This is a genomic window from Nocardia sp. NPDC059240, from assembly GCF_042753865.1.
Lineage (GTDB): Bacteria > Actinomycetota > Actinomycetes > Mycobacteriales > Mycobacteriaceae > Nocardia.
In genome coordinates this window covers 233,339-251,762 of sequence record NZ_JBHZAC010000007.1, presented here as the reverse complement: position 1 = coordinate 251,762, position 18,424 = coordinate 233,339, and the positions used below count along the sequence as shown (strand labels likewise).

Below are 18,424 nucleotides of genomic sequence, written 5' to 3'. Positions count from 1 at the left end.
GGAGACACTTCCATGGACGATCCGGATTCGACGGCGGCCCTGCGCGCGGCGCTGCGCCGCGCCACCGCGACGATCAAGGAGCTACGCGAGCAGTCGCCGTCGACCCCGGTCGGCGGGCCCATCGCGGTCATCGGGGCGGGCCTGCGCTTCGCCGACGGCATCGAGGATCTGGATGCCTACTGGACGGCACTGCGCGCAGGGCGCAGCCTGATCACCGATATGCCCAGGCACCGGCGCTGGCCCTTCGAGGACGAATGGGACTACCTGCCGACGCGGGGCAGTTTCGTCACCGACCCGCTCTCCTTCGACCCCGGCTTCTTCGGCTTCGCCCCCAAGGCGGCCCAGGCCATGGACCCCCAGCATCGACTGATGCTGGAGGTGGCCTGGGAGGCGCTGGCGCACGCCGGGATGGACCCGAACGGGGAGCTTCCGGAATCGGTAGGCACCTACGTGGGCATTGCCGGACGTCAGGACTACGCGGCCTGGGAACCCGAACATGTCGATCCGCACTGGGCGCTGGCCATCGGCGGTGGTTTCGCCGCGGGCCGCATCGCCTATCACTTCGGATTCAGCGGCGGCGCGGCCGGTTTCGACACCGCGTGCTCCTCCTCGCTGGTGGCCGTCCACCACGCGGTGGCCGCGCTGCGACGCGGTGAATCCGACCTCGCGCTCGCGGGCGGTGTGAGCCTGATGCTGTCGCCGCGCTCCACCGCGGTCATCCAGCAGACCGGCGCCATGGCCCCCGACGGCTTGTGCAAGGCCTTCGACGCGCGGGCCAACGGCTATGTCCGGGGCGAGGGCGGCGCCTTGCTCGTACTGAAGCGGCTGGCCGACGCCGTCCGCGACAACGATCGGGTGCTGGGTGTCATTCACGGCAGCGCGGTCAACCAGGACGCACGCTCCTCGGGTTTCACCGCACCGAACGCCGAGGCTCAGCGCCGGGTGATCGAGGCGGCGCTCGCCGACGCCGGATGCAAGCCCGAGGAGATCGGACTGCTGGAAGCGCACGGCACCGGCACCTCCCTCGGCGACCCCATCGAGGCGAGCGCCATTGTCGCCGCGCTGGGTACCCGAAACGGCGGCAAGCCATTGCATGTGGGCGCGGTGAAGGCCAACCTCGGCCATCTCGAGGCCGCCGCCGGAGTGGCCGGGCTGATCAAGGCGCTGCTGTGTGTTCGCGAACGGACGGTGCCGCCGCTGGCGCACTTCCAGACGCTGAACCCGCGAATCGATTTGGAGGGCAGCGATATTCGGTTCTCCGGGCACGAAGTCCCGTGGTCGCTCGAAGAGGCGGGCCCGCTCGCCGGGGTGAGTTCGTTCGGCGCCATCGGCACCAATGCTCATGTCATCGTCGGCCCCGCGCCGGAGGGCACCCCGGCGCTGCCGCCGGGCGGCGACATCCAGCGACCCGGATGGAATCGGATCCCTTGCGCCCCGGCATTTCTCGGTACGGCGCCGAGAGTTCCGCGGTAGCGACCGGCTGAAACATGTCCAACTCAGTGCAATTCGAGATCGACAGGGGTATGGCGTAGTGGCTGCCTTCTTCGAAAACGTCGGCGGACAGTATGTCGCGACCGAATGGGCGGTCAGCCCATGGGCGCCGTCGCAGGTGGCCGGGACGGCGGTCTGCGGGCTCCTGGCGCGGGAGGCCGAAACACACGATCCCGGAACGCTGTTCGTGCCGGCGCGGTTCACGGTCGATCTGTTCCGACCGGTGGTCTACGAACCGATCCGGTTTCGCAGCGCGGTGGTTCGCGACGGCAGGCGGGTGCGTGTCGTCGATGTCGCGCTCGAGCAGGCCGGTGAGGTCCGAGTGCGTGCGACCCTGATGTACCTGGCCGCAGGGGAGCAATCGCCGGGACAGGTCTGGCAGCCGGACCGGCAGTTCGCGGCGCCGCCGCCGAGCGCCGAATGGAATCCGATCCAGTTCAAATTCGGCGAGCAGGACTGGACCGGTGATTTCGCGGCGGGTCTGAACGGCGATCGCAAGTCCGTGTGGCACGACGTAGCCCCGATGGTCGAGGGTGAGTCCAACTCGCCGCTCCAGATGGCCGCCTATGCCGCCGATACCACCAGCATGCTCTGCAATTGGGGAAGCGCGGGCATCGGTTACATCAATTGTGATGTGACACTTACGCTTTCACGCCTGCCCGAGAGCTCCGAGGTGGGCTTGCAGGCCCAGGAACGGATCACCGCGGGTGGCATCGCGATCGGCGCGGCCACCCTGTACGACCGGAGCGGCCCGCTGGGCGTCTCCGTCGCGTCCGGCATCTCGAACACGCGCCGGGCCGTGGACCCGGCCGCCTTCGCCGCCGAGATCTCCGCGACAGCGCAGGCCCAGTGAGCGATGGCCATCGGATGAGAACTCCACGGATCGCCATCATCGGCGCCGGAATCTCCGGCATCTGCATGGGAGTTGCGCTGCAGCGGGCCGGATTCACCGACTTCGTCATTTATGAGAAGGCTGATGACTTCGGCGGCACCTGGCGGGACAACACCTATCCCGGGCTGGTCTGCGATGTGCCGTCGCGGTATTACCAGTTGACCTTCGCCCCGAATACGCAATGGCGGCACCTGTATTCGTCGGGCCCGGACATCCAGCGGTATCTCCTCGGGGTGGCCCGCGCGCAGGGGCTGCACCGATGGACGCGTTTCGGTGTGGAGGTGACCGCCGCTACGTTCGACAGAGCGCGCTGGCAGGTCAGCGCCTCGGACGAGACGGCCGAGGATTTCGACTTCGTGCTGTGCGCGACGGGTTTTCTGCATCACCCGAGTTGGCCCGATATCGCCGGCCTGGACGAATTCGGCGGCGACGTCATGCATTCGGCGCGCTGGCGGCACGATATCGAGCTGACCGGCGCGCGGGTCGGCGTGATCGGCACCGGATCCACCGGCACGCAGCTGGTCGGTGCGCTGGCGGGCAACGCAGCCGAAGTCGTTGTGTTCCAGCGAACTCCGCAGTGGATTCTGCCGACCGTCAATCGGAAATACACGCCGCTGTCGAAGGCGCTGTATCGGCGGGCGCCGGTGCTCGGCGTGGCGTCCTACTGGTTCTTTCGCGCCGCCTTCGCCGCCGCCTCGCAGGGTCTGGTGCATCCGGGCCGGATGCGCCGGTTCATCCAGTGGGTGGTGGAACAACATCTGCGGTCGGTCCGGGATCCCGAGCTACGCCGCAAGCTGACACCGGACTACCCGGCCATGTGCAAGCGCATGGTGGTGTCGGACAGCTTCTACCGGGCCGTTCAGCGTCCCGACGTCACCGTGGTGACCGACGGCATCGACCGCGTCGAGAAGCGCGGCGTGGTCACGGTCGACGGGCGGCTGCGTGAACTCGATGTCCTCGTGCTGGCCACCGGGTTCGACTCGCACGCGTACATGCGACCGATGGCGATCACCGGCCTCGGCGGCCACACCCTGGACCAGGCGTGGGCGAACGGCCCGCGCGCCCACGAAAGCGTCATGATCCCGGAGTTCCCCAACCTGTTCATGCTCATCGGCCCACACAGCCCGGTCGCCAACCATCCGCTGACCGCGATCGCCGAGGCGCAGACGGTCCGCATTGTCGGCTGGTTGCGACGCTGGCGCGCAGGCGAATTCGAGACCGTCGCGCCGACCCGGGAGGCCACCGACCGCTATAACGCCCGCATGCGCGAGGCCGCGCCGAACACGGCATTGGCAAGCGGCTGCCGCAGCTGGTATCTGGGCGCGGACGGCGTGCCGGAAGTGTGGCCATGGAGCCCGCACCGCTACGAGAAGCTGATCCGCAGCGTCCCGAACCCACTCGACTACCACCTGATGCCGTGCCCGGCGGAACGGAAATGACACTGTGGACACGCTGCTCTGGCGCTTCCTCACCCGCGTGGTGAGCCGCTGGTGGTTCGGCCCGGCCCCGGACTGGCCCACGGTCCGTGCCCGGATCGACGCGGGCACGACCTACGCTCGTGCCCCGCGCGGTGTCGCCGTGCGAACCGGTCGGCTCGGCGGCCTACCCGTCGAAGTCCTGAAGCCCCGCGCGGCTCCTCCCGACGCCGCCGTGCTCTATCTGCACGGTGGCGGGTACGCTCTCGGCACTCCGCGCATGGCCCGCACCCTCGCCGGTGCGCTGGCCGCCGCCATGGACACCACGGTGCACGTCCTGGATTACCGCCTGGCTCCCGAACACCCCTATCCGGCGGCGATCGAGGACACCGTGGCCGCGTATCGGGCGCTCGTCGATGCTGGAATACCCGCTGATCGCATTGCGGTCGTGGGTGATTCGGCCGGAGGAGGACTGGCGCTGGACCTCGCCCTGCAGCTGCGCGGTGATCCCTTGCCGCAGCCCGCCATGCTGGGACTCATCTGCCCGATGCTGGACCTGACTTCGAATTCCTCTGCCTTCCAGGGCATTACGAACAGAGACGCGGTATTGACTCCGTCGTTGCTGGCCGGGCTGATCGACGCTTATCTGCCGGGTGTCCCGGAGTCCGAACGGCGAGATCGCTCGCCGCTCTACCGCGATATCGCCGGGATTGCCCCGATCGTCATGCATTCGGCCGGTGACGACCTGCTGAGCGGGGACGCCCGCCGCTTCGCCGCGCACGCGGCGGAATTCGGTGTGCCCCTGCGGCATCGCGAATTCCGCGGGCTGTGGCACGTCTTTCACAGCATGCCCATCGGCGTCGCCGAGGCAGCCGTCGAGGATCTCGCCGCCGCCCTGTCGGAATGTATCAATTCAACACGGTGAATATTGAGAAAGGTTGGCGCAGTGGCGTATTCGAACGCACGCGTCGATGGGGAGGGCACAATGGACATAACGCAATGTCCCGTACATCGGTATCCCTCGGAGACGAGGAGATCGTTGCACCTGGATCCGGTCATGGACGAGGTCCGGAGATCGGGCGGCATCGCGCGGGTGCAATACCCCTACGGTGACGCGGCATGGCTGGTCACCGGATACGAAGACGTACGAACCGTCTACTCTCAGAAGGCATTCAGCCGCACCGGCATGTCGCAGGAGTCCGCACCGCGGCTCACCGCCGGCCTGCTGCTCCAGGGCGGTATCGGCAGCCTCGACGACAGCATCCACACCAAACTGCGGCGGGTCATCGGCCGGGAACTGACCCCGGCGCGGATGGCCACGTTGCGCACCGCCGCCGCGGCGATCATGACCCGGCGGCTCGCGGAACTGGCCGCGACGGAACAGGGCGACTACGTATCCGTTGTCGCCAAACCCTACTCACTGAATGTGCTGGGGGAGCTGGTCGGCATCGCCGAGGGCGATCAACAGGACGTAGCGGAGTGGGTGAGCGCGCTGCTGGCCGATGCCTCGGTGGCGGACGCCGGCGCGCGCAGCGCCGAGACCGCACTGCAGGATCTCGGCAAGTACGTACTGGGGCTCATCAAGGCCCGGAGGACCACGCCCACCGGCGATTTCGTCTCCGACCTGGTGATGCACGGCGACGACCTGGAGAAGTGGGAACTGGTCACCGTCGTCTTCGCCCTCATCGTCGGCGGCTACGAATCGTCCGCGCACATGCTGAGCAAGATCGTCCTGCGGCTGCTGCTCAGCCCCGGCCTCCGCGCCGAAATGCGGGCACATCCGGATCGGATCCCAGGTGCGGTCGACGAGCTGTTGCGCACCATCGCCCTGGCCGGCGGTGAGGGACTGCCGTGGCGGGTTCGTGAGCCCATCTCGCTGGGCGGCGTGGACATGATGCCCGGCGACTTCGTTGTCCCGTCCATCGGCGCGGCCAATTTGGATCCGACCGTCTACGCCGATCCGGAGCGGGTGGATCCCACCCGAAATGCCAAGCCCCACATGGCCTTCGGCTACGGCGCGCGCTACTGCCTGGGCATCCAGATCGCGCGTATGGAACTCGAGGTCGCGATCGGCATGCTACTGCGCGATTATCCCGACGCGCGGTTGGCCCTCGAGCCCGAACAGGTGCGCTGGCACGACGGATCGGCGGTATGGCAGCTGGCCGACCTGCCGGTCGCGCTGGGCGCGCCTTCCTACGCCGATGGGGCGATTCTCGAAGTCAATGGAGGTGTGATGTGAGCCTGACCGATCAGCGCAACAACCCGTTCACCGAACCCGAGCGAGCCAAACTCATCGAGCTCGGGCGCAAACATGTCATGGGCATGGAATTCACCGATATGGAAGAGGTCTGGATCAGCTCGGGGATGGAGCATCTGCTGTTGCAGACGGTCGGCCGCAGAAGCGGGAAGACCCACAAGGTGGCGCTGCCCTTCTGGGTGGACGAGGCGGGGCACCGCATCGTGGTGGCGTCCTTCATCGGAGCGCCCCAGCATCCGGCCTGGTACTGGAACCTCACCGACACCGGCGCCAATGCCGAGGTGCGGGTCAAGGTGCGGTCCGCCTCCTTCCGAGCACAGCCGGAGATCATCGAAGAACCCGAGTACGAACGGCTTTGGGCGGCCTTGACCACAGACCGGCCGTTCTACCAGGAGTATCAATCCCGCACCGAGCGCCGGATTCCCCTCGTGCGATTGCGCGAACTGTGAGCGAGATTTCCGTGGCAGCGTTGCAGGGGGTTCCGGTCACGGCCCTGTGGACGCTGTGGACCCGGGCGGTCGAATCCGCGGCATCCTATACGGATTTTCGTGACCCTCTCGCCGAAGAGCTGTGTGAAGCAATCGATTTCGACTTCCGGACCTTCGGGCACCCCGCCCGAACCCAGGTGCTGCGGGCCCGCACCATCGACGCGGAAATACAGCGCTTTCACCGGGATTCGCCCGGCGGCACCGTCGTGGCGCTCGGTGAGGGCCTCCAGACGACCTACTGGCGACTCGGCGCACCGGACCTGAACTGGATCTCGGTGGATCTGCCGGAGATGATCGACCTGCGGCGGCAGTTGTTACCGACCGAAGCACGGATGCGGTCGGTGGCCATGTCGGCCCTGGACCGCGCCTGGTTCGACCTGGTCGACGGCACGGATGTGCTGATCACCGCCGAGGGGCTGTTCATGTACCTGTCGCCGGATGAGGTCTTCTCTCTCATCGGCGATATGGCCCAACGGTTTCCGGGTGCGAGCCTGATCTTCGACGTGCTGCCGCCCGGGTTCACCAAGCGCACGGCGAAGGGCGTGCGGCTATCACGCAAATCGGACTACATGGTTCCGCACATGCCGTTCGGCCTCACCGTGCCGCAAACTCGCGCACTGCCGCTACGAATTCCGGGAGTCGCGTCCTACCGAGAGCTTCGGATGATTCCGGGGCGCGGCTGGTCCGGTCCGCTGGCTCTCGGGGCCCAACGTCGGCTGCCGCTCATTCGCGACCATCGGCACCTGATCGCGCAGTTGACCTTCCAGTAGCCAAAAAGACCGGCTCACACTCGATGAGTGTGAGCCAGTCTTTTGAAGTGGAGCTAAGGGGACTCGAACCCCTGACCCCCACACTGCCAGTGTGGTGCGCTACCAGCTGCGCCATAGCCCCGTATTCACTTCTTTGCCAGCTGGGCGTTGCCCCGCTTGCTTGAACGAAGTTACACGACACGCGTCGAACAAACCAAATCGCCTGCGTAGAGGCTGGTGGCTGCGATCTTCTCGAGGTAGTCTCGAACGCATGTTCGATAGCCGAGAGGTGGAGGCGATGGGCGAAGAGGAGCTGATCGACGCGCTGCGGCGGGCACACGGGGCGGCGGCGTTCGCACAGGCGGCGGAGATCACGGCGGTGCGGGAGGTGTATCGCCGGCATCGGGCCGGGAATGCCGCGCCGGGGGCGGGCGGGGTGCGTGCCGGGGAGTTCGCCGCGGCGGAGGTCGCGGTGGCGGTGCACGTGTCCGAGGCGGTGGCCACGGCGCTGATCGATATCGGGTTGGCGCTGGACTCGCTACCGCAGACCAAGCTGGCCTTCGCGGCCGGGCGGATCGATCTGTCCCGGGTGCAGGTGATCGCGGACAGTCTGCGCGGGCTCGCGCGCGAGGTGCGAGAAGTGTTGGAGCCCAAGCTGATCGACGCGGCATTACGCTCGGATCCGGCTCGATTACGGCAGACCGCGCAGCGCTGGGTGGCCCGGCTCGATCCCGAGGGTGAAACCCGGCGCCGGACCGAACGCGAGCAGGACCGCGACATTCGGATTCGCGCGGTGCAAGACGGGATGGCGGTCTTCGACGGGCTGCTGCCCGCCGCAGGCGCGCAGGCCCTGGCCATGCGGCTGCGCGAAATGAGTCTGCAGGTCTGCGACGACGATCCGCGCAGCATGGCGCAGCGCCGGGCCGACGCCCTGATCGCGCTCGCCGACGGCTCGGGCCGCGTGCACTGCGAGTGCGGCAAGGACCTCGACTGCCCGAAGGCCGCGACGCCCGCCACCCCGCGCCGCCCGCTCATCCAGGTCGGAGTCTCCGCCGAAACCCTGCTCGGCCTGCGTGACGACCCGGCCTTCCTGTCCGGATACGGGCCGGTCGACGCCGCACTCGCCCGAACACTGGCCGAACATGCCCGGTTCCAGGTGATCCCGGAATACTTCCCGCAAGAAACACCCACGGCAGCAACAACACAGACGGCCGAATCACCCGCGGAGACATCGGAGGCATCGGACATTCCCGAGGCATCGAGCGCCCCCATCGCCTCCGCCCGGCCCGCCGTCGCCAAGGCTCCCTGGGAGCGCGCACTAGAGGCTCGAGAGCACCTCGCCACGGCACTCGATGACTCCGAACCCACGCCCGGCGTCGACCGTGGCCGCCTCACCTCGACCCCCGACTCCACCGAGCCCCGGGTCAAACCCACGAAAATCACCGCCGTGCGCCCCTTTTCCGCCGCCCCCGCCCGCGAGGTGCGCGCCCTCGACGGCCTGTGCCGCTTCCCCGGCTGCACCATGCCGGCCGCGGAAACCTCACTGGTCCAGTTCGATTCCCTCCCCGGCCAGCCCGTCCCGCAGCCGAGCACGGCCTACCGCGCAGTCCTGTGCACCCATCACCACCGCCTGAAGTCCTTGGCCGACAAGGGAAAACACCCGTGGCGCGTCTACCTCGCCGACACCGACCGCATGCGCTGGATCGACCCGAGCGGTGAACCACACGAAACCGTCCGCGAGGGCGCGCGCTACCTCTTTCCCCACACGGACATAGACGCCCCACCCCGCCTTTCCCCCGCACCGCTGCGCATCCTCCCGGATCTCACCGAAACCCCCACGCCGGCACGCGCTTTCACGTCGGACCTGGCCTATCCGATGGAGAACCACATCCTCATCCACCCCCAACTCTCGCGCACCACCCCCGACAACGACATCCCCGAATCCCCCACCCGAGCCGCCACCCGCTAGCCCCTCCCCGACCACGGAGCCGAGCACCCAGCCCGGCTCCCTCCCCGGGGTGCGGCTCAACTTCCGTTCCCCCGATGGGCCGCACCCCACCCAGCCCGCCGAGCATGCAGTGGCGCACGAAAAAGTCCGAATCCCCGTGCGCCACTGCATGCTGGTGACATGAGCGATCATGTAGCGGACCTACGCGACCCGGCATTGCTGGACGAGCGTCGACTTCTTCTACGAGAGCGACTGCAACAACTACGCGCCGACCTGTCCGAGCTGCGCGCCGCCTACCGCGACCTGCCGGACTCCGGCCTGCTCCTCGACACCCCCGGCACAGGCGCACTCACCTCCCCGGCCTACTGCATCGCCGGTGCCGCAGAGGTTTTCGAGGAATCCCTCATCGAACTGGACGCCGCCGACGATGCCCTCGGCCGGGCAGGCGACTACACCACCCGCCTCCGCCGCCCGGCACTCGATTCCTGAATCAAGCCCGCCTGAATCGAGCCCGCACGCAACCTATTTGGCGGCGTCGAGGACCCAGTTCGGGTTGGTGTGGTCGATCTTCTTGCCGTCGACGAGTACCGACGGGGTGGATTCGAGGCCCTTCGCCGCCGCTTCGGCGTGGGCGCGGGCGGAGTCGGCGCGTTCGCCGGAGGTGATGCACTTGGCGACATCGTCGCCCGCACCCGCCTGCTTGGCGATGTCGGCCAGTTCCTTGTTGTCATGGTCCGGGCCGCCCTCGGAGGGCTGCTGGGTGGTGAACAGCAGGGTGTGGAACTTGGCGTAGACCGGGCCGTCACCCGCCTGGGCGACGCACTCGTTGGCCGCGACCGCGCGGGTCGAGTAGTCCTTGCTCTTGGAGCTGCGGTCCAGGAAGTTCACCAGGCGGTATCGCACCTCGATCTTGCCCAGATCCACCTGCTGGGCGATCTCCTGGCCGTAGATCTTCTCCAGATGCCCGCACGCCGGGCACAGCGGATCTTCGAAGATCTCAACGGTTTTCGCCACATTCGGCTTCCCGAGCACAATGGCCCCGTCCGAATCCAGCGCCACTGTCACCGCCGGATCGTGCGCCGACCCGTACCCGTCGTTGCGGACCGTGTCCGAGGTGGAGGCCCCCCGATTCCACAGATACAGCGCGCCCACGATGGCGACAACCACCACCAGGGCCACTCCGGCCAGCGCATAGGTGGTCCGGCTGGAAACCGGCTGCGGCGTGTGCTTCGAAGTCGGATTGCTCACCCGCAACACTCTGCACCACAGGCCCGGCCGAGCAACACCCACCCCGGCCCACGAAAACAACTCGCCCGACGACATCGGATTCGACATGCTCGCCCCATGACCGACATCGCCCCGGCCCGCTATGACCGTAAAGCACTCATGCACGCGTACTTGGATGCGGTGCAAGAACTCTCCCGGCTCAACTGGGCGACCGGGGACGAAGCGGAAGCCGCGTACGCGCGATGGTCGCAGGACGCGGCCATCCGCTCCAAAACGCGACTCGCCTACCTGGTGGAGTTGGAGGCGTTGTTCCAGGTGAACCTGATGCTGGAGGATCCCTTCCCGGACGCCCCGCTGCTGATGTTGCTGCGCAGCACGGCCCGCTCGTACCACGCCATCCAGACGCCGTTCTCCAATTACCTGGCGGCGGGACTGATCGTGGAGGCCTTGGAGGAGGCAGGCATCGAGGAATCGGTTTCCGAATGCCACGACCGCATGCTGAGAGCCACCGACGCGCTGCACAAGCAACATCTGGAAATGCTCGACACGCTTCTGCGCACGGTGCTCGGCGACCAGGCTGACGCCGTCTACGAACTCGACGACCCGGCGGCCGCCGCCATCGTTCTGCCCGAGTACGGGAATCCGTGGGACGACTGGTGATCGATCAGGCGGCGACAGGTTCCTTGCGCCGCAAGGTTTCCGGGGCGACCAGCCATACCGCCGAGGCCGAGGCCAGCAGGACCGCTGTGACGCCCAGAGCGACGCCGTAGGAGACGCGGTCGGCGAGCATGCCGATCGCGTAGGGGCCCAGGAAGGTGCCCAGGTCGGCGGACATTTGGTAGCCCGCGAGCACCGGGCCCCCGCGGCGGCCGGGGCCGATGATGTCCGCCACGGACGCTTGCAGGGCTGGGGAGAACATGCCGGAGCCGATGCCCGCGACGCAGGAGGCTGCGAGTAGCCAAGGCAGCGTGGGCGACAGGCCGATTCCGGCGGTGCCCACCGCACAGACGAGCGTGCCCGCGATCAGGAACGGCTTGCGCCCCAGCGTGTCCGACCAGCGACCGGCGAGGAACAGCACCGAAGCATTGCCCAGTGCGAAGGCCGTCAAGGCCACGCCCGCGAGGGCGGCATCCTGCTTCAGCACCTCGACCACGATCAACGGCACCAGCGCCATCCGAACGCCGAAAACGGCTGCGCCATTGCCGAAGTTGGCCCACAGCGCGGCTCGATAGGCAGGCTGCGCAATCCCTTCACGGAAGGTCATGGCGGGTGTCCCGGTGCTGGTTTCCGGCAACGCCAGGGGCGAGTTCCGCAGCGCCACATAAACGATCAGGCTGGCGATGAGCAGCGCGATGCAGTAGATGACGAACGGTGCGCGCAACCCGAGGAATGAGAGAGCACCACCCACCAGCGGCCCGCTGATGGACCCGATCAGAAAGCTGGTCGAATACACCCCCGACACCCGCCCCCGTTCAGCGGGCGGCGACATCCGAATCACCAGTCCCAGCGAGGACACCGTGAACATGGTCGACCCGATCCCACCGAGCGACCGCAATACCAACAGCTGCCAATAACTTTGCGCGAACGCGCACGCACCGGTCGACACCGCCACGATCAGCAGCCCGGTCAGATAAACCGGCCGCTCCCCCAGCTTCTGCAACAACCGCCCCGCCATGGGCGCGAAGATCAACCGCATCAACGCGAACGCACTCACGATGAACGAGGCCGCCGCCACCCCGACATGAAAACTCCGCGCGAATTGCGGCAAAGCCGGCGCGACCAACCCGAACCCGATAGCGATCGTGAACGCCGACCCCACCAGCACCCAGATCTCCACCGGCAGCCGGTGCTTCCCAGCCCCGCCGTCCACCTGCTCACTCACCACAACACATCCAATTCACCGCTCCACGTGGCGTCCGCCCCACCGCAGCCGCACCGATCCCCTTGCCATCGAGCCGAATCCACGAGCTCGACCCGCCACGCCGAACGGCAGCAACTGCTGTAAGCCCAGCGCGGGCCCCGATGCCGTGCCGGCGCCGGCTGATCACGATGGCGAGCATCCATCCCGTGCGTCTGGCCGGGATCGCCCCACCGCGTTGGATTCCGGCCGAAAGCACGCCGGAATGACGGGGTGAGGCCAGGCCGGAGTGGCAGCGCGCCCTGGACCGGGCGATCACTCACCGGATGTACCGGACAGGGCCTGTCCGACGATCTCTTCCGCTGCCGCCTGCACCTGGGCCAGATGTTCGGGCCCTTGGAAGGATTCGGCGTAGATCTTGTATTTGTCCTCGGTCCCCGACGGTCGCGCGGCGAACCAGGCGTTCTCGGTGGTGACCTTGACTCCGCCCAGGGCCGCGCCGTTGCCGCGGGCGCGGGTTTGGATGGCGGTGACGGGCTCGCCGGCGATTTCGGTGGCGGTGATCATGTCCGGCGTCAACGCCGCGAGGCGGGCCTTCTGTTCCGCGGTGGCGGCGGCGTCGATGCGGGTGTAGGCGGGTGAGCCGTAGCGTTTTTCGAGTTCGGCGTAGCGGGTGGAGGGGCTCTGCCCGGTGACGGCGGTGATTTCCGCGGCCAGCAGGGCGAGCAGGATGCCGTCCTTGTCGGTAGTCCAGACGGTGCCGTCCATGCGCAGGAATGAGGCCCCGGCGGATTCCTCGCCGCCGAAAGCCAGGCTGCCGCTGAACAATCCGGGCACGAACCATTTGAAACCGACCGGTACCTCGTAGACGTCGCGTCCGAGGACCCCAACCACGCGGTCGATCATGCCGGACGTCACCACCGTCTTGCCGATCTTGGTCAGCGCATCCCACCCCATCCGATTGGCGATCATGTACTCGATCGCCACCGCCAGGTAGTGGTTCGGATTCATCAGTCCCGCATCGGGAGTCACGATCCCGTGCCGGTCCGCGTCCGCGTCGTTGCCGGTCGAAATGTCGTAATCATCGCGAATCGCCACCAGCGAGGCCATGGCGTACCGCGACGACGGATCCATCCGGATCCGCCCGTCCGCGTCCAGCGTCATGAACCGCCACGTCGGGTCGACGAACGGATTCACCACCTCGAGCTCGAGGTCGTAGCGCTGCCCGATCTCCTCCCAGTAATCCACGGAAGCCCCGCCCATGGGGTCCGCGCCCAGCCGAATCCCGGCGCCCCGAATGGCGTCCAGATTCAGCACATTGGGTAGGTCCGAGATGTAGCGATCCAGATAGTCGTAGCGCTCCACATTGGTCGCCAGCGCGTGCGCGAGGGAGGTGCGCCGCACATCGGCGAGCCCGGTACGCAACAGTTCGTTCGCCCGGGTGGCGATCGCGTCGGTGGCGATGGTGTCGGCCGGACCACCGTGCGGCGGATTGTATTTGAACCCGCCGTCACGCGGCGGATTGTGCGAGGGCGTCACCACGATGCCGTCGGCCTGATGCCGCGTCCCGCCCCGATTGTGCCGCAGCACCGCATGACTCAAAGCCGGTGTAGGCGTGTACCGGTCCCGCGAATCGATGATGGCGGTGACGTCATTGGCGGCCAGCACCTCGAGCGCCGTGGTCCAGGCCGGCTCCGACAGCGCGTGCGTATCCCGCGCCAGATACACCGGCCCGGTAATCCCCCGCGACGCACGGTATTCCACGATCGCCTGGGTGATGGCCAGGATGTGCGCCTCGTTGAAGGCATTGTCCAGACTGGACCCGCGATGCCCGGAGGTGCCGAAGGACACCAGCTGCGCCGGATCGGCCGGATCGGGAATCCGGCTGTAGTAGGAGGTCACCAAATGCGCGATATCTTCGAGGTCCGTGGCCCGCGCCGGTCGCCCGGCTCGATCGTGGGCCATGCTCGCACCTCCCTTCCGAATCGCCTGTGCCCGGCTGGTCATGAGAATCACGGCCACACCCACTGCCCGAGGAAGGCACCGAGGTAGGCCGCGCACAGGCTTGCGCCGACGCCGATCACGACGTTCGCCACCGCATAGCTGTAAGCGCCCTCCTCGGCCAATCGAACCGTTTCGTATCCGAACGTACTGAACGTGGTCAGCGCACCGCAGAATCCCGTTCCCACGGTGGCGAGCAGCCAATGATTTGCTCCCGCACCGATCAACGCGCCGAGTATCGCCGAACCGCCCACGTTCACCGCCAGTGTGCCCAGGGGGAGAACACTATCGAATCGATGGGCAAGAGCGCGATCCACCAGATATCTGGTCGGCGCTCCGACGACCGCGCCGAGGATCACCAGCAACGGCGTCACCGCCGTACCCCGTCGAAGACTTCGACGGGTGAGAGCGCCACGGTCACCGAATCCAGCAGGTCCGCATTGCTTTCCACGAACGCCCGCAGCCGCGCGGTGTCGTCGATGATCATCACCAGCACCGGCAGCCGCTCGGCCAGATCGAGCAGGCGCGCGGTGTGAATATGGGAGGACACTCCGTATCCCTCGATGCCGCGCCACACGCTGGCCCCGGCCAGTCCGGCATCCCGGGCGCGCCGCACGATCTCGTGATAGCGGGGCCGATGCCGGTACAGGTCGTCCTCGCCGAGCAGCACCGTCAGTCGTGACGCCGGAACCCAGTGCCGAGAAGTCTCACTCATCGCCTGCCCCCATTCGTCGTGCCGTACCGGATATCGATCGCGTCGCACTCACGCCGAGCACGACCGACAGCAGCCCTGTCACCACCGTCCCCCCGAGGTAGCCGATCCCGTAGCCGATTCGGCCCGATTCGAGCAGTGTACGAACTTCGGTGGCATAGGTGGACATGGTGGTGAATCCGCCGAGGATGCCGACGCCGAGAAACGGCCGCAGCAGCCGGTGCGCCACCCAGATCTCGGTGATGCACACCATGAGTACCCCGATGAGGAAGCATCCGATCACGTTGACCGCCAAGGTCTGCCACGGAATCGCGCCGCGCTGCGGCAGCCACCGGCTCACGCCGTAGCGTGCGACGGCGCCGACGGCCCCGCCCAGGGCGATGACACCGAGCACGTCCGCGTCGATCCGCGCGGCTTTCGCTGCCACCACCCCTCCTTCTCCAATTAGCTAAATAGTTGCTGTTCGGCGTGTTGCTGAGCCCGAACAGTAGCCCGGAACTGCGAGGATAGTGCCGCTTGCCCGGAGTTGTCCCATCGGCCTCGAGGAGCCAAGTTGGCGGCGCTGCAGTCGATCAGAAAGATGCTGGTCCAAGGCGTCGGCATCGCCACAACGCTGGTGGCCGTGGTGGCCGCCGCGCCCGCGGCCCATGCCGGAGCGATATACCCCTTCGCGGACCCGGACGGGTTCTACTACGCCGCAGGGAATCTCGGCGGCGCGCAGAACGGCGATGTCCTGAATGTCCGACAGGTCCCCAGCCCGTGGGCCGGAGCGACCGTGTGGCAGATCCTCTTCCGCTCCACCAATTCCACGGGTGCCGCCATCCCGGCCGTCACCACCCTCATCACCCCCGGCCCCGGCCCGCGACCGCTGCTGTCGTACCAGCCGTTCGTGAATTCCCTGGGCATGCAATGCGCTCCGTCGCACGCCCTGTTCGACGGCAGCCTCAAGGAATCCGCCGCCTTCCCGCTGCTGCTGGCGCGGGGCTGGGCGATCGCGGTACCCGACCATCTGGGCCCCGACAGCGCCTACGGTGCGGCACGCATGGGCGGGCAGATCACCCTGGACGGCATTCGCGCGGTGAAACGTTTCGCCCCGGCCGGTTTGGGCAATTCCCCGGTCGGTCTGGCCGGATACTCCGGCGGTGCGATGGCCACCGGCTTCGCGGCCGCCATCGCCCCGGACTACGCCCCGGAACTGCCCATCGTCGGTGTCGCCGAGGGCGGCGTCCCGGTGAATCCCGGCAAGCTGGCCATCGAGGCGGGCGATTCGCCGCAGCCGCTGTTCGGGCTCGGTTTCGCCGTGGCCGAGGGCATGGAACGCGAGTACCCCGCCCAGATGCGGCTCGACGATTCGCTCACGCCGTTCGGTTTCTGGATGCGCGACCGCATGGCCAATTCCTGTGTGGACGACATCATCTCGGTCGGCGCGAACCATCACATCAGCGAGGTCTTCCACGCCGGCGCCGAGAACGATCCGGCCCTGATCGCCACCTTCCACGAGAACGCGCTCGAGATCATTCCCGAGCTCATCCACCAGCCGCTCTACGAATGGCACGGCGGCAACGACCAGGTACCGCTGAATCTCGCCCAGTACACGGCGGGCCGCTACTGCGCCGCGGGCACCCCGGTCCAGTTCGACGTCATCCCGGGCGCGGATCACGGCACCGCCATCTTCCCGGGCGCGATCAACGCCATGAACTACCTCTCCGACCGGTTCGCGGGCCTGGCCCCGCCCAGCAACTGCCGCTGAAGCGCGGTAAGCCGGAAAAGAAGCGGCCCCACTCCGAAAGGAGTGGGGCCGCTTTCATTTCGGACTCCGTTGTCCGAGGGGGGAGGCGGAACTCAGTGCACGAGAACGGGTTCGCCCTCGGCGGGCACCGGCACCTTGTTGGGCATGATCGCCCCGGTGACCACCGCGCCGACCACGAAGATCGCGGCGGCCCACCAGAAGGTGGTGGTGTAGCTGTGCACCGCGGCCTGCGCCAGCACCGCCGGCGACGGCGGAACGTGGTCGGACGCATAGTTGTTGAACGCGGTCGCGGCCAGCGTGCTCAGCAGCGCGGTACCGATCGAGCCGCCCACCTGCTGGCTGGTGTTCACCATGGCCGAGGCCACACCCGCGTCCTGGTGCTCGATGCCCGAGGTGGCGCCGGAGAACGCGGTGGACATCGCCATACCCAGACCCAGACCCATCAGGATCAGGCTCGGCAGGATGTGGGAGGCGTAGCCGGTGTCCACGCCGATGCGGGTCAGCAGCACCATTCCCAGGGTGGCAAGCAGGAATCCGCTCACCACGGTCACCTTCGGGCCGACCCGCGGGATCAGCAGCGCCGGCACCGTGGTGGACGACGCGATCATGCCCGCGACCATCGGCAGGAAGGCCACGCCGGTGATGATCGGCGAGTACCCCAGCTGCTGCTGCATGTAGTAGGTCAGGAACAGGAACATGGCGAACATGCCGATGCCGATGGTGAACACGGTGACGTAGGACGCGCCACGGGTCTTGTTCAGCACCACGCGCAGCGGCAGCAGCGGATGCGCGACCCGCTGTTCCAGCCACACGAACACGCCGAGCAGCACCACGCCGCCGATCAGGAAGAACAGTGTCACGTTGTTGGTCCAGCCGTCGGACTCGGCGTGCGAGAAGCCGTACACGATGCCGAACAGCGCGGCGCTGACCGCCAGCGTGCCGGGCAGGTCCAGCTTGGGCCGCTGGGTGGCGGTGTGCTTGGCCAGCAGCAGGATCGCGCCGACCAGCGCGATGGCCGCGAACACCAGGTTCACGTACATCACCCAGCGCCACGAGGCCCACTCGGTGAGCGCGCCGCCCAGCAGCAGACCCAGTGCGCCACCGGCGCCCGCGATGGCACCGAAAATGCCGAAAGCCTTTGCGCGCTCGGAAGGTTCGGTGAAGGTCACGGTCAGCAGCGACAGCGCGGCGGGCGCCAGCAGTGCCGCGAACACACCCTGCGCGACGCGCGAGGCGACGAGCATCTCGAAGTTCCCGGCGGCGCCGCCGATGGCCGAGGCGGCCGCGAAGCCGATCAGTCCGACGATGAAGGTGGTGCGGCGACCGAAGAGGTCGGAGAGCCGTCCGCCCAGCAGCAGCAGGCTGCCGAAGGCGAGCGCGTACCCGGTGATGACCCACTGTCGGTCCCCATTGGAGAATCCGAGGTCGGCCTGGGCGTGCGGCAGCGCGATATTCACGACGGTCGCGTCCAGCACGACCATCAACTGGGCGACGCCCAGTACGGCCAGCACCCACCAGCGCAGGGCGTGCGATCCACGCCGCCCGGCCGCGGTGGGGGCGGCCACGTCTTTCTCGAGAGCTGTTGTCATGGTGTTTTCCTCGTCCCCTAGGATTAACGGAGATCCCGTCTCCGTTT

18 protein-coding genes and 1 tRNA gene are annotated in these 18,424 nt (G+C 67.5%); 11 read left to right on the top strand and 8 right to left on the bottom strand.

Translation table 11 applies throughout. The features are described 5' to 3' along the window. Positions 1–12 precede the first annotated feature (12 nt). The 7 genes from ACFXHA_RS26285 (at position 13) to ACFXHA_RS26255 (ending at position 7,313) form a co-directional block, all read left to right on the top strand. Positions 13–1,473 carry a polyketide synthase gene (locus ACFXHA_RS26285; protein ID WP_379361185.1) on the top strand — a complete coding sequence of 487 codons (1,461 nt, stop codon included), beginning with the start codon at positions 13–15 and terminating at the stop codon, positions 1,471–1,473. 58 nt (positions 1,474–1,531) lie between these two features. Beyond that, the gene (locus ACFXHA_RS26280) at positions 1,532–2,344 is read left to right on the top strand and encodes an acyl-CoA thioesterase domain-containing protein (RefSeq protein ID WP_379361183.1); all 813 of its coding nucleotides are present in this window, start codon (positions 1,532–1,534) and stop codon (positions 2,342–2,344) included. Positions 2,345–2,358: 14 nt separating this feature from the next. Next, entirely contained in the window at positions 2,359–3,822 is a 1,464-nt protein-coding gene (locus tag ACFXHA_RS26275; protein ID WP_379361181.1) for a flavin-containing monooxygenase, read from the top strand. Positions 3,823–3,826: 4 nt separating this feature from the next. Continuing rightward, positions 3,827–4,723: an alpha/beta hydrolase gene (locus ACFXHA_RS26270; protein WP_379361179.1), complete on the top strand. Its 897-nt coding sequence runs from the start codon at positions 3,827–3,829 to the stop codon at positions 4,721–4,723. Between the two features lie 132 nt (positions 4,724–4,855). Beyond that, positions 4,856–6,037: a cytochrome P450 gene (locus ACFXHA_RS26265; protein ID WP_379361177.1), complete on the top strand. Its 1,182-nt coding sequence runs from the start codon at positions 4,856–4,858 to the stop codon at positions 6,035–6,037. Continuing rightward, positions 6,034–6,504 (top strand): nitroreductase/quinone reductase family protein, encoded by a 471-nt coding sequence (locus ACFXHA_RS26260; RefSeq protein WP_379361175.1) that lies wholly within the window; start codon positions 6,034–6,036, stop codon positions 6,502–6,504. The genes ACFXHA_RS26265 and ACFXHA_RS26260 overlap by 4 nt, the downstream gene beginning before the upstream one ends. 11 nt (positions 6,505–6,515) lie before the next feature. After that, positions 6,516–7,313 carry a class I SAM-dependent methyltransferase gene (locus ACFXHA_RS26255; RefSeq protein ID WP_379361173.1) on the top strand — a complete coding sequence of 266 codons (798 nt, stop codon included), beginning with the start codon at positions 6,516–6,518 and terminating at the stop codon, positions 7,311–7,313. 48 nt (positions 7,314–7,361) lie between these two features. Here the strand turns inward: ACFXHA_RS26255 and ACFXHA_RS26250 are convergent. Beyond that, positions 7,362–7,434 (bottom strand) — tRNA-Ala (locus tag ACFXHA_RS26250). Positions 7,435–7,563: 129 nt separating this feature from the next. Between ACFXHA_RS26250 and ACFXHA_RS26245 the strand changes: the two genes are divergently transcribed. Both ACFXHA_RS26245 and ACFXHA_RS26240 read left to right on the top strand, forming a co-directional pair. After that, positions 7,564–9,261, top strand: coding sequence for a DUF222 domain-containing protein (locus tag ACFXHA_RS26245; protein ID WP_379361172.1), 1,698 nt, complete (start codon positions 7,564–7,566; stop codon positions 9,259–9,261). A gap of 159 nt (positions 9,262–9,420) precedes the next feature. Then, complete coding sequence (locus tag ACFXHA_RS26240; protein WP_379361170.1) at positions 9,421–9,729, top strand: hypothetical protein; 309 nt, start codon at positions 9,421–9,423, stop codon at positions 9,727–9,729. A 33-nt stretch (positions 9,730–9,762) separates the two neighbouring features. Here the strand turns inward: ACFXHA_RS26240 and ACFXHA_RS26235 are convergent, their stop codons facing one another. After that, the gene (locus ACFXHA_RS26235) at positions 9,763–10,488 is read right to left on the bottom strand and encodes a DsbA family protein (RefSeq protein WP_379361168.1); all 726 of its coding nucleotides are present in this window, start codon (positions 10,486–10,488) and stop codon (positions 9,763–9,765) included. A gap of 96 nt (positions 10,489–10,584) precedes the next feature. Between ACFXHA_RS26235 and ACFXHA_RS26230 the strand changes: the two genes are divergently transcribed. After that, positions 10,585–11,127, top strand: a complete 543-nt coding sequence (locus tag ACFXHA_RS26230) for a hypothetical protein (RefSeq protein WP_379361166.1) — start codon at positions 10,585–10,587, stop codon at positions 11,125–11,127. Positions 11,128–11,131: 4 nt separating this feature from the next. On the opposite strand, the gene ACFXHA_RS26225 is transcribed toward ACFXHA_RS26230, so the two are convergent. The 5 genes from ACFXHA_RS26225 to crcB (ACFXHA_RS26205) all read right to left on the bottom strand — a co-directional run bounded on the left by ACFXHA_RS26225 (position 11,132) and on the right by crcB (ACFXHA_RS26205) (position 15,465). Beyond that, positions 11,132–12,349: an MFS transporter gene (locus ACFXHA_RS26225; RefSeq protein WP_379361164.1), complete on the bottom strand. Its 1,218-nt coding sequence runs from the start codon at positions 12,347–12,349 to the stop codon at positions 11,132–11,134. 291 nt (positions 12,350–12,640) lie between these two features. Then, positions 12,641–14,290 carry a phosphoglucomutase (alpha-D-glucose-1,6-bisphosphate-dependent) gene (gene pgm, locus ACFXHA_RS26220; protein WP_379361162.1) on the bottom strand — a complete coding sequence of 550 codons (1,650 nt, stop codon included), beginning with the start codon at positions 14,288–14,290 and terminating at the stop codon, positions 12,641–12,643. Between the two features lie 47 nt (positions 14,291–14,337). Then, a complete protein-coding gene (gene crcB / locus ACFXHA_RS26215) occupies positions 14,338–14,700 on the bottom strand; it encodes a fluoride efflux transporter CrcB (protein WP_379361161.1) in 363 nt (120 codons plus the stop codon). After that, positions 14,697–15,041 (bottom strand): DUF190 domain-containing protein, encoded by a 345-nt coding sequence (locus tag ACFXHA_RS26210; protein ID WP_379361160.1) that lies wholly within the window; start codon positions 15,039–15,041, stop codon positions 14,697–14,699. Before ACFXHA_RS26210 ends, crcB (ACFXHA_RS26215) begins: the two co-directional genes overlap by 4 nt. Then, positions 15,034–15,465, bottom strand: coding sequence for a fluoride efflux transporter CrcB (gene crcB, locus ACFXHA_RS26205; protein ID WP_379361159.1), 432 nt, complete (start codon positions 15,463–15,465; stop codon positions 15,034–15,036). The genes ACFXHA_RS26210 and crcB (ACFXHA_RS26205) overlap by 8 nt, the downstream gene beginning before the upstream one ends. Before the next feature lie 126 nt (positions 15,466–15,591). Between crcB (ACFXHA_RS26205) and ACFXHA_RS26200 the strand changes: the two genes are divergently transcribed. Beyond that, the gene (locus ACFXHA_RS26200) at positions 15,592–16,788 is read left to right on the top strand and encodes a lipase family protein (RefSeq protein WP_379361157.1); all 1,197 of its coding nucleotides are present in this window, start codon (positions 15,592–15,594) and stop codon (positions 16,786–16,788) included. Between the two features lie 92 nt (positions 16,789–16,880). Here the strand turns inward: ACFXHA_RS26200 and ACFXHA_RS26195 are convergent, their stop codons facing one another. Next, positions 16,881–18,377, bottom strand: coding sequence for an MFS transporter (locus tag ACFXHA_RS26195; protein WP_379361155.1), 1,497 nt, complete (start codon positions 18,375–18,377; stop codon positions 16,881–16,883). Positions 18,378–18,424 lie beyond the last annotated feature (47 nt).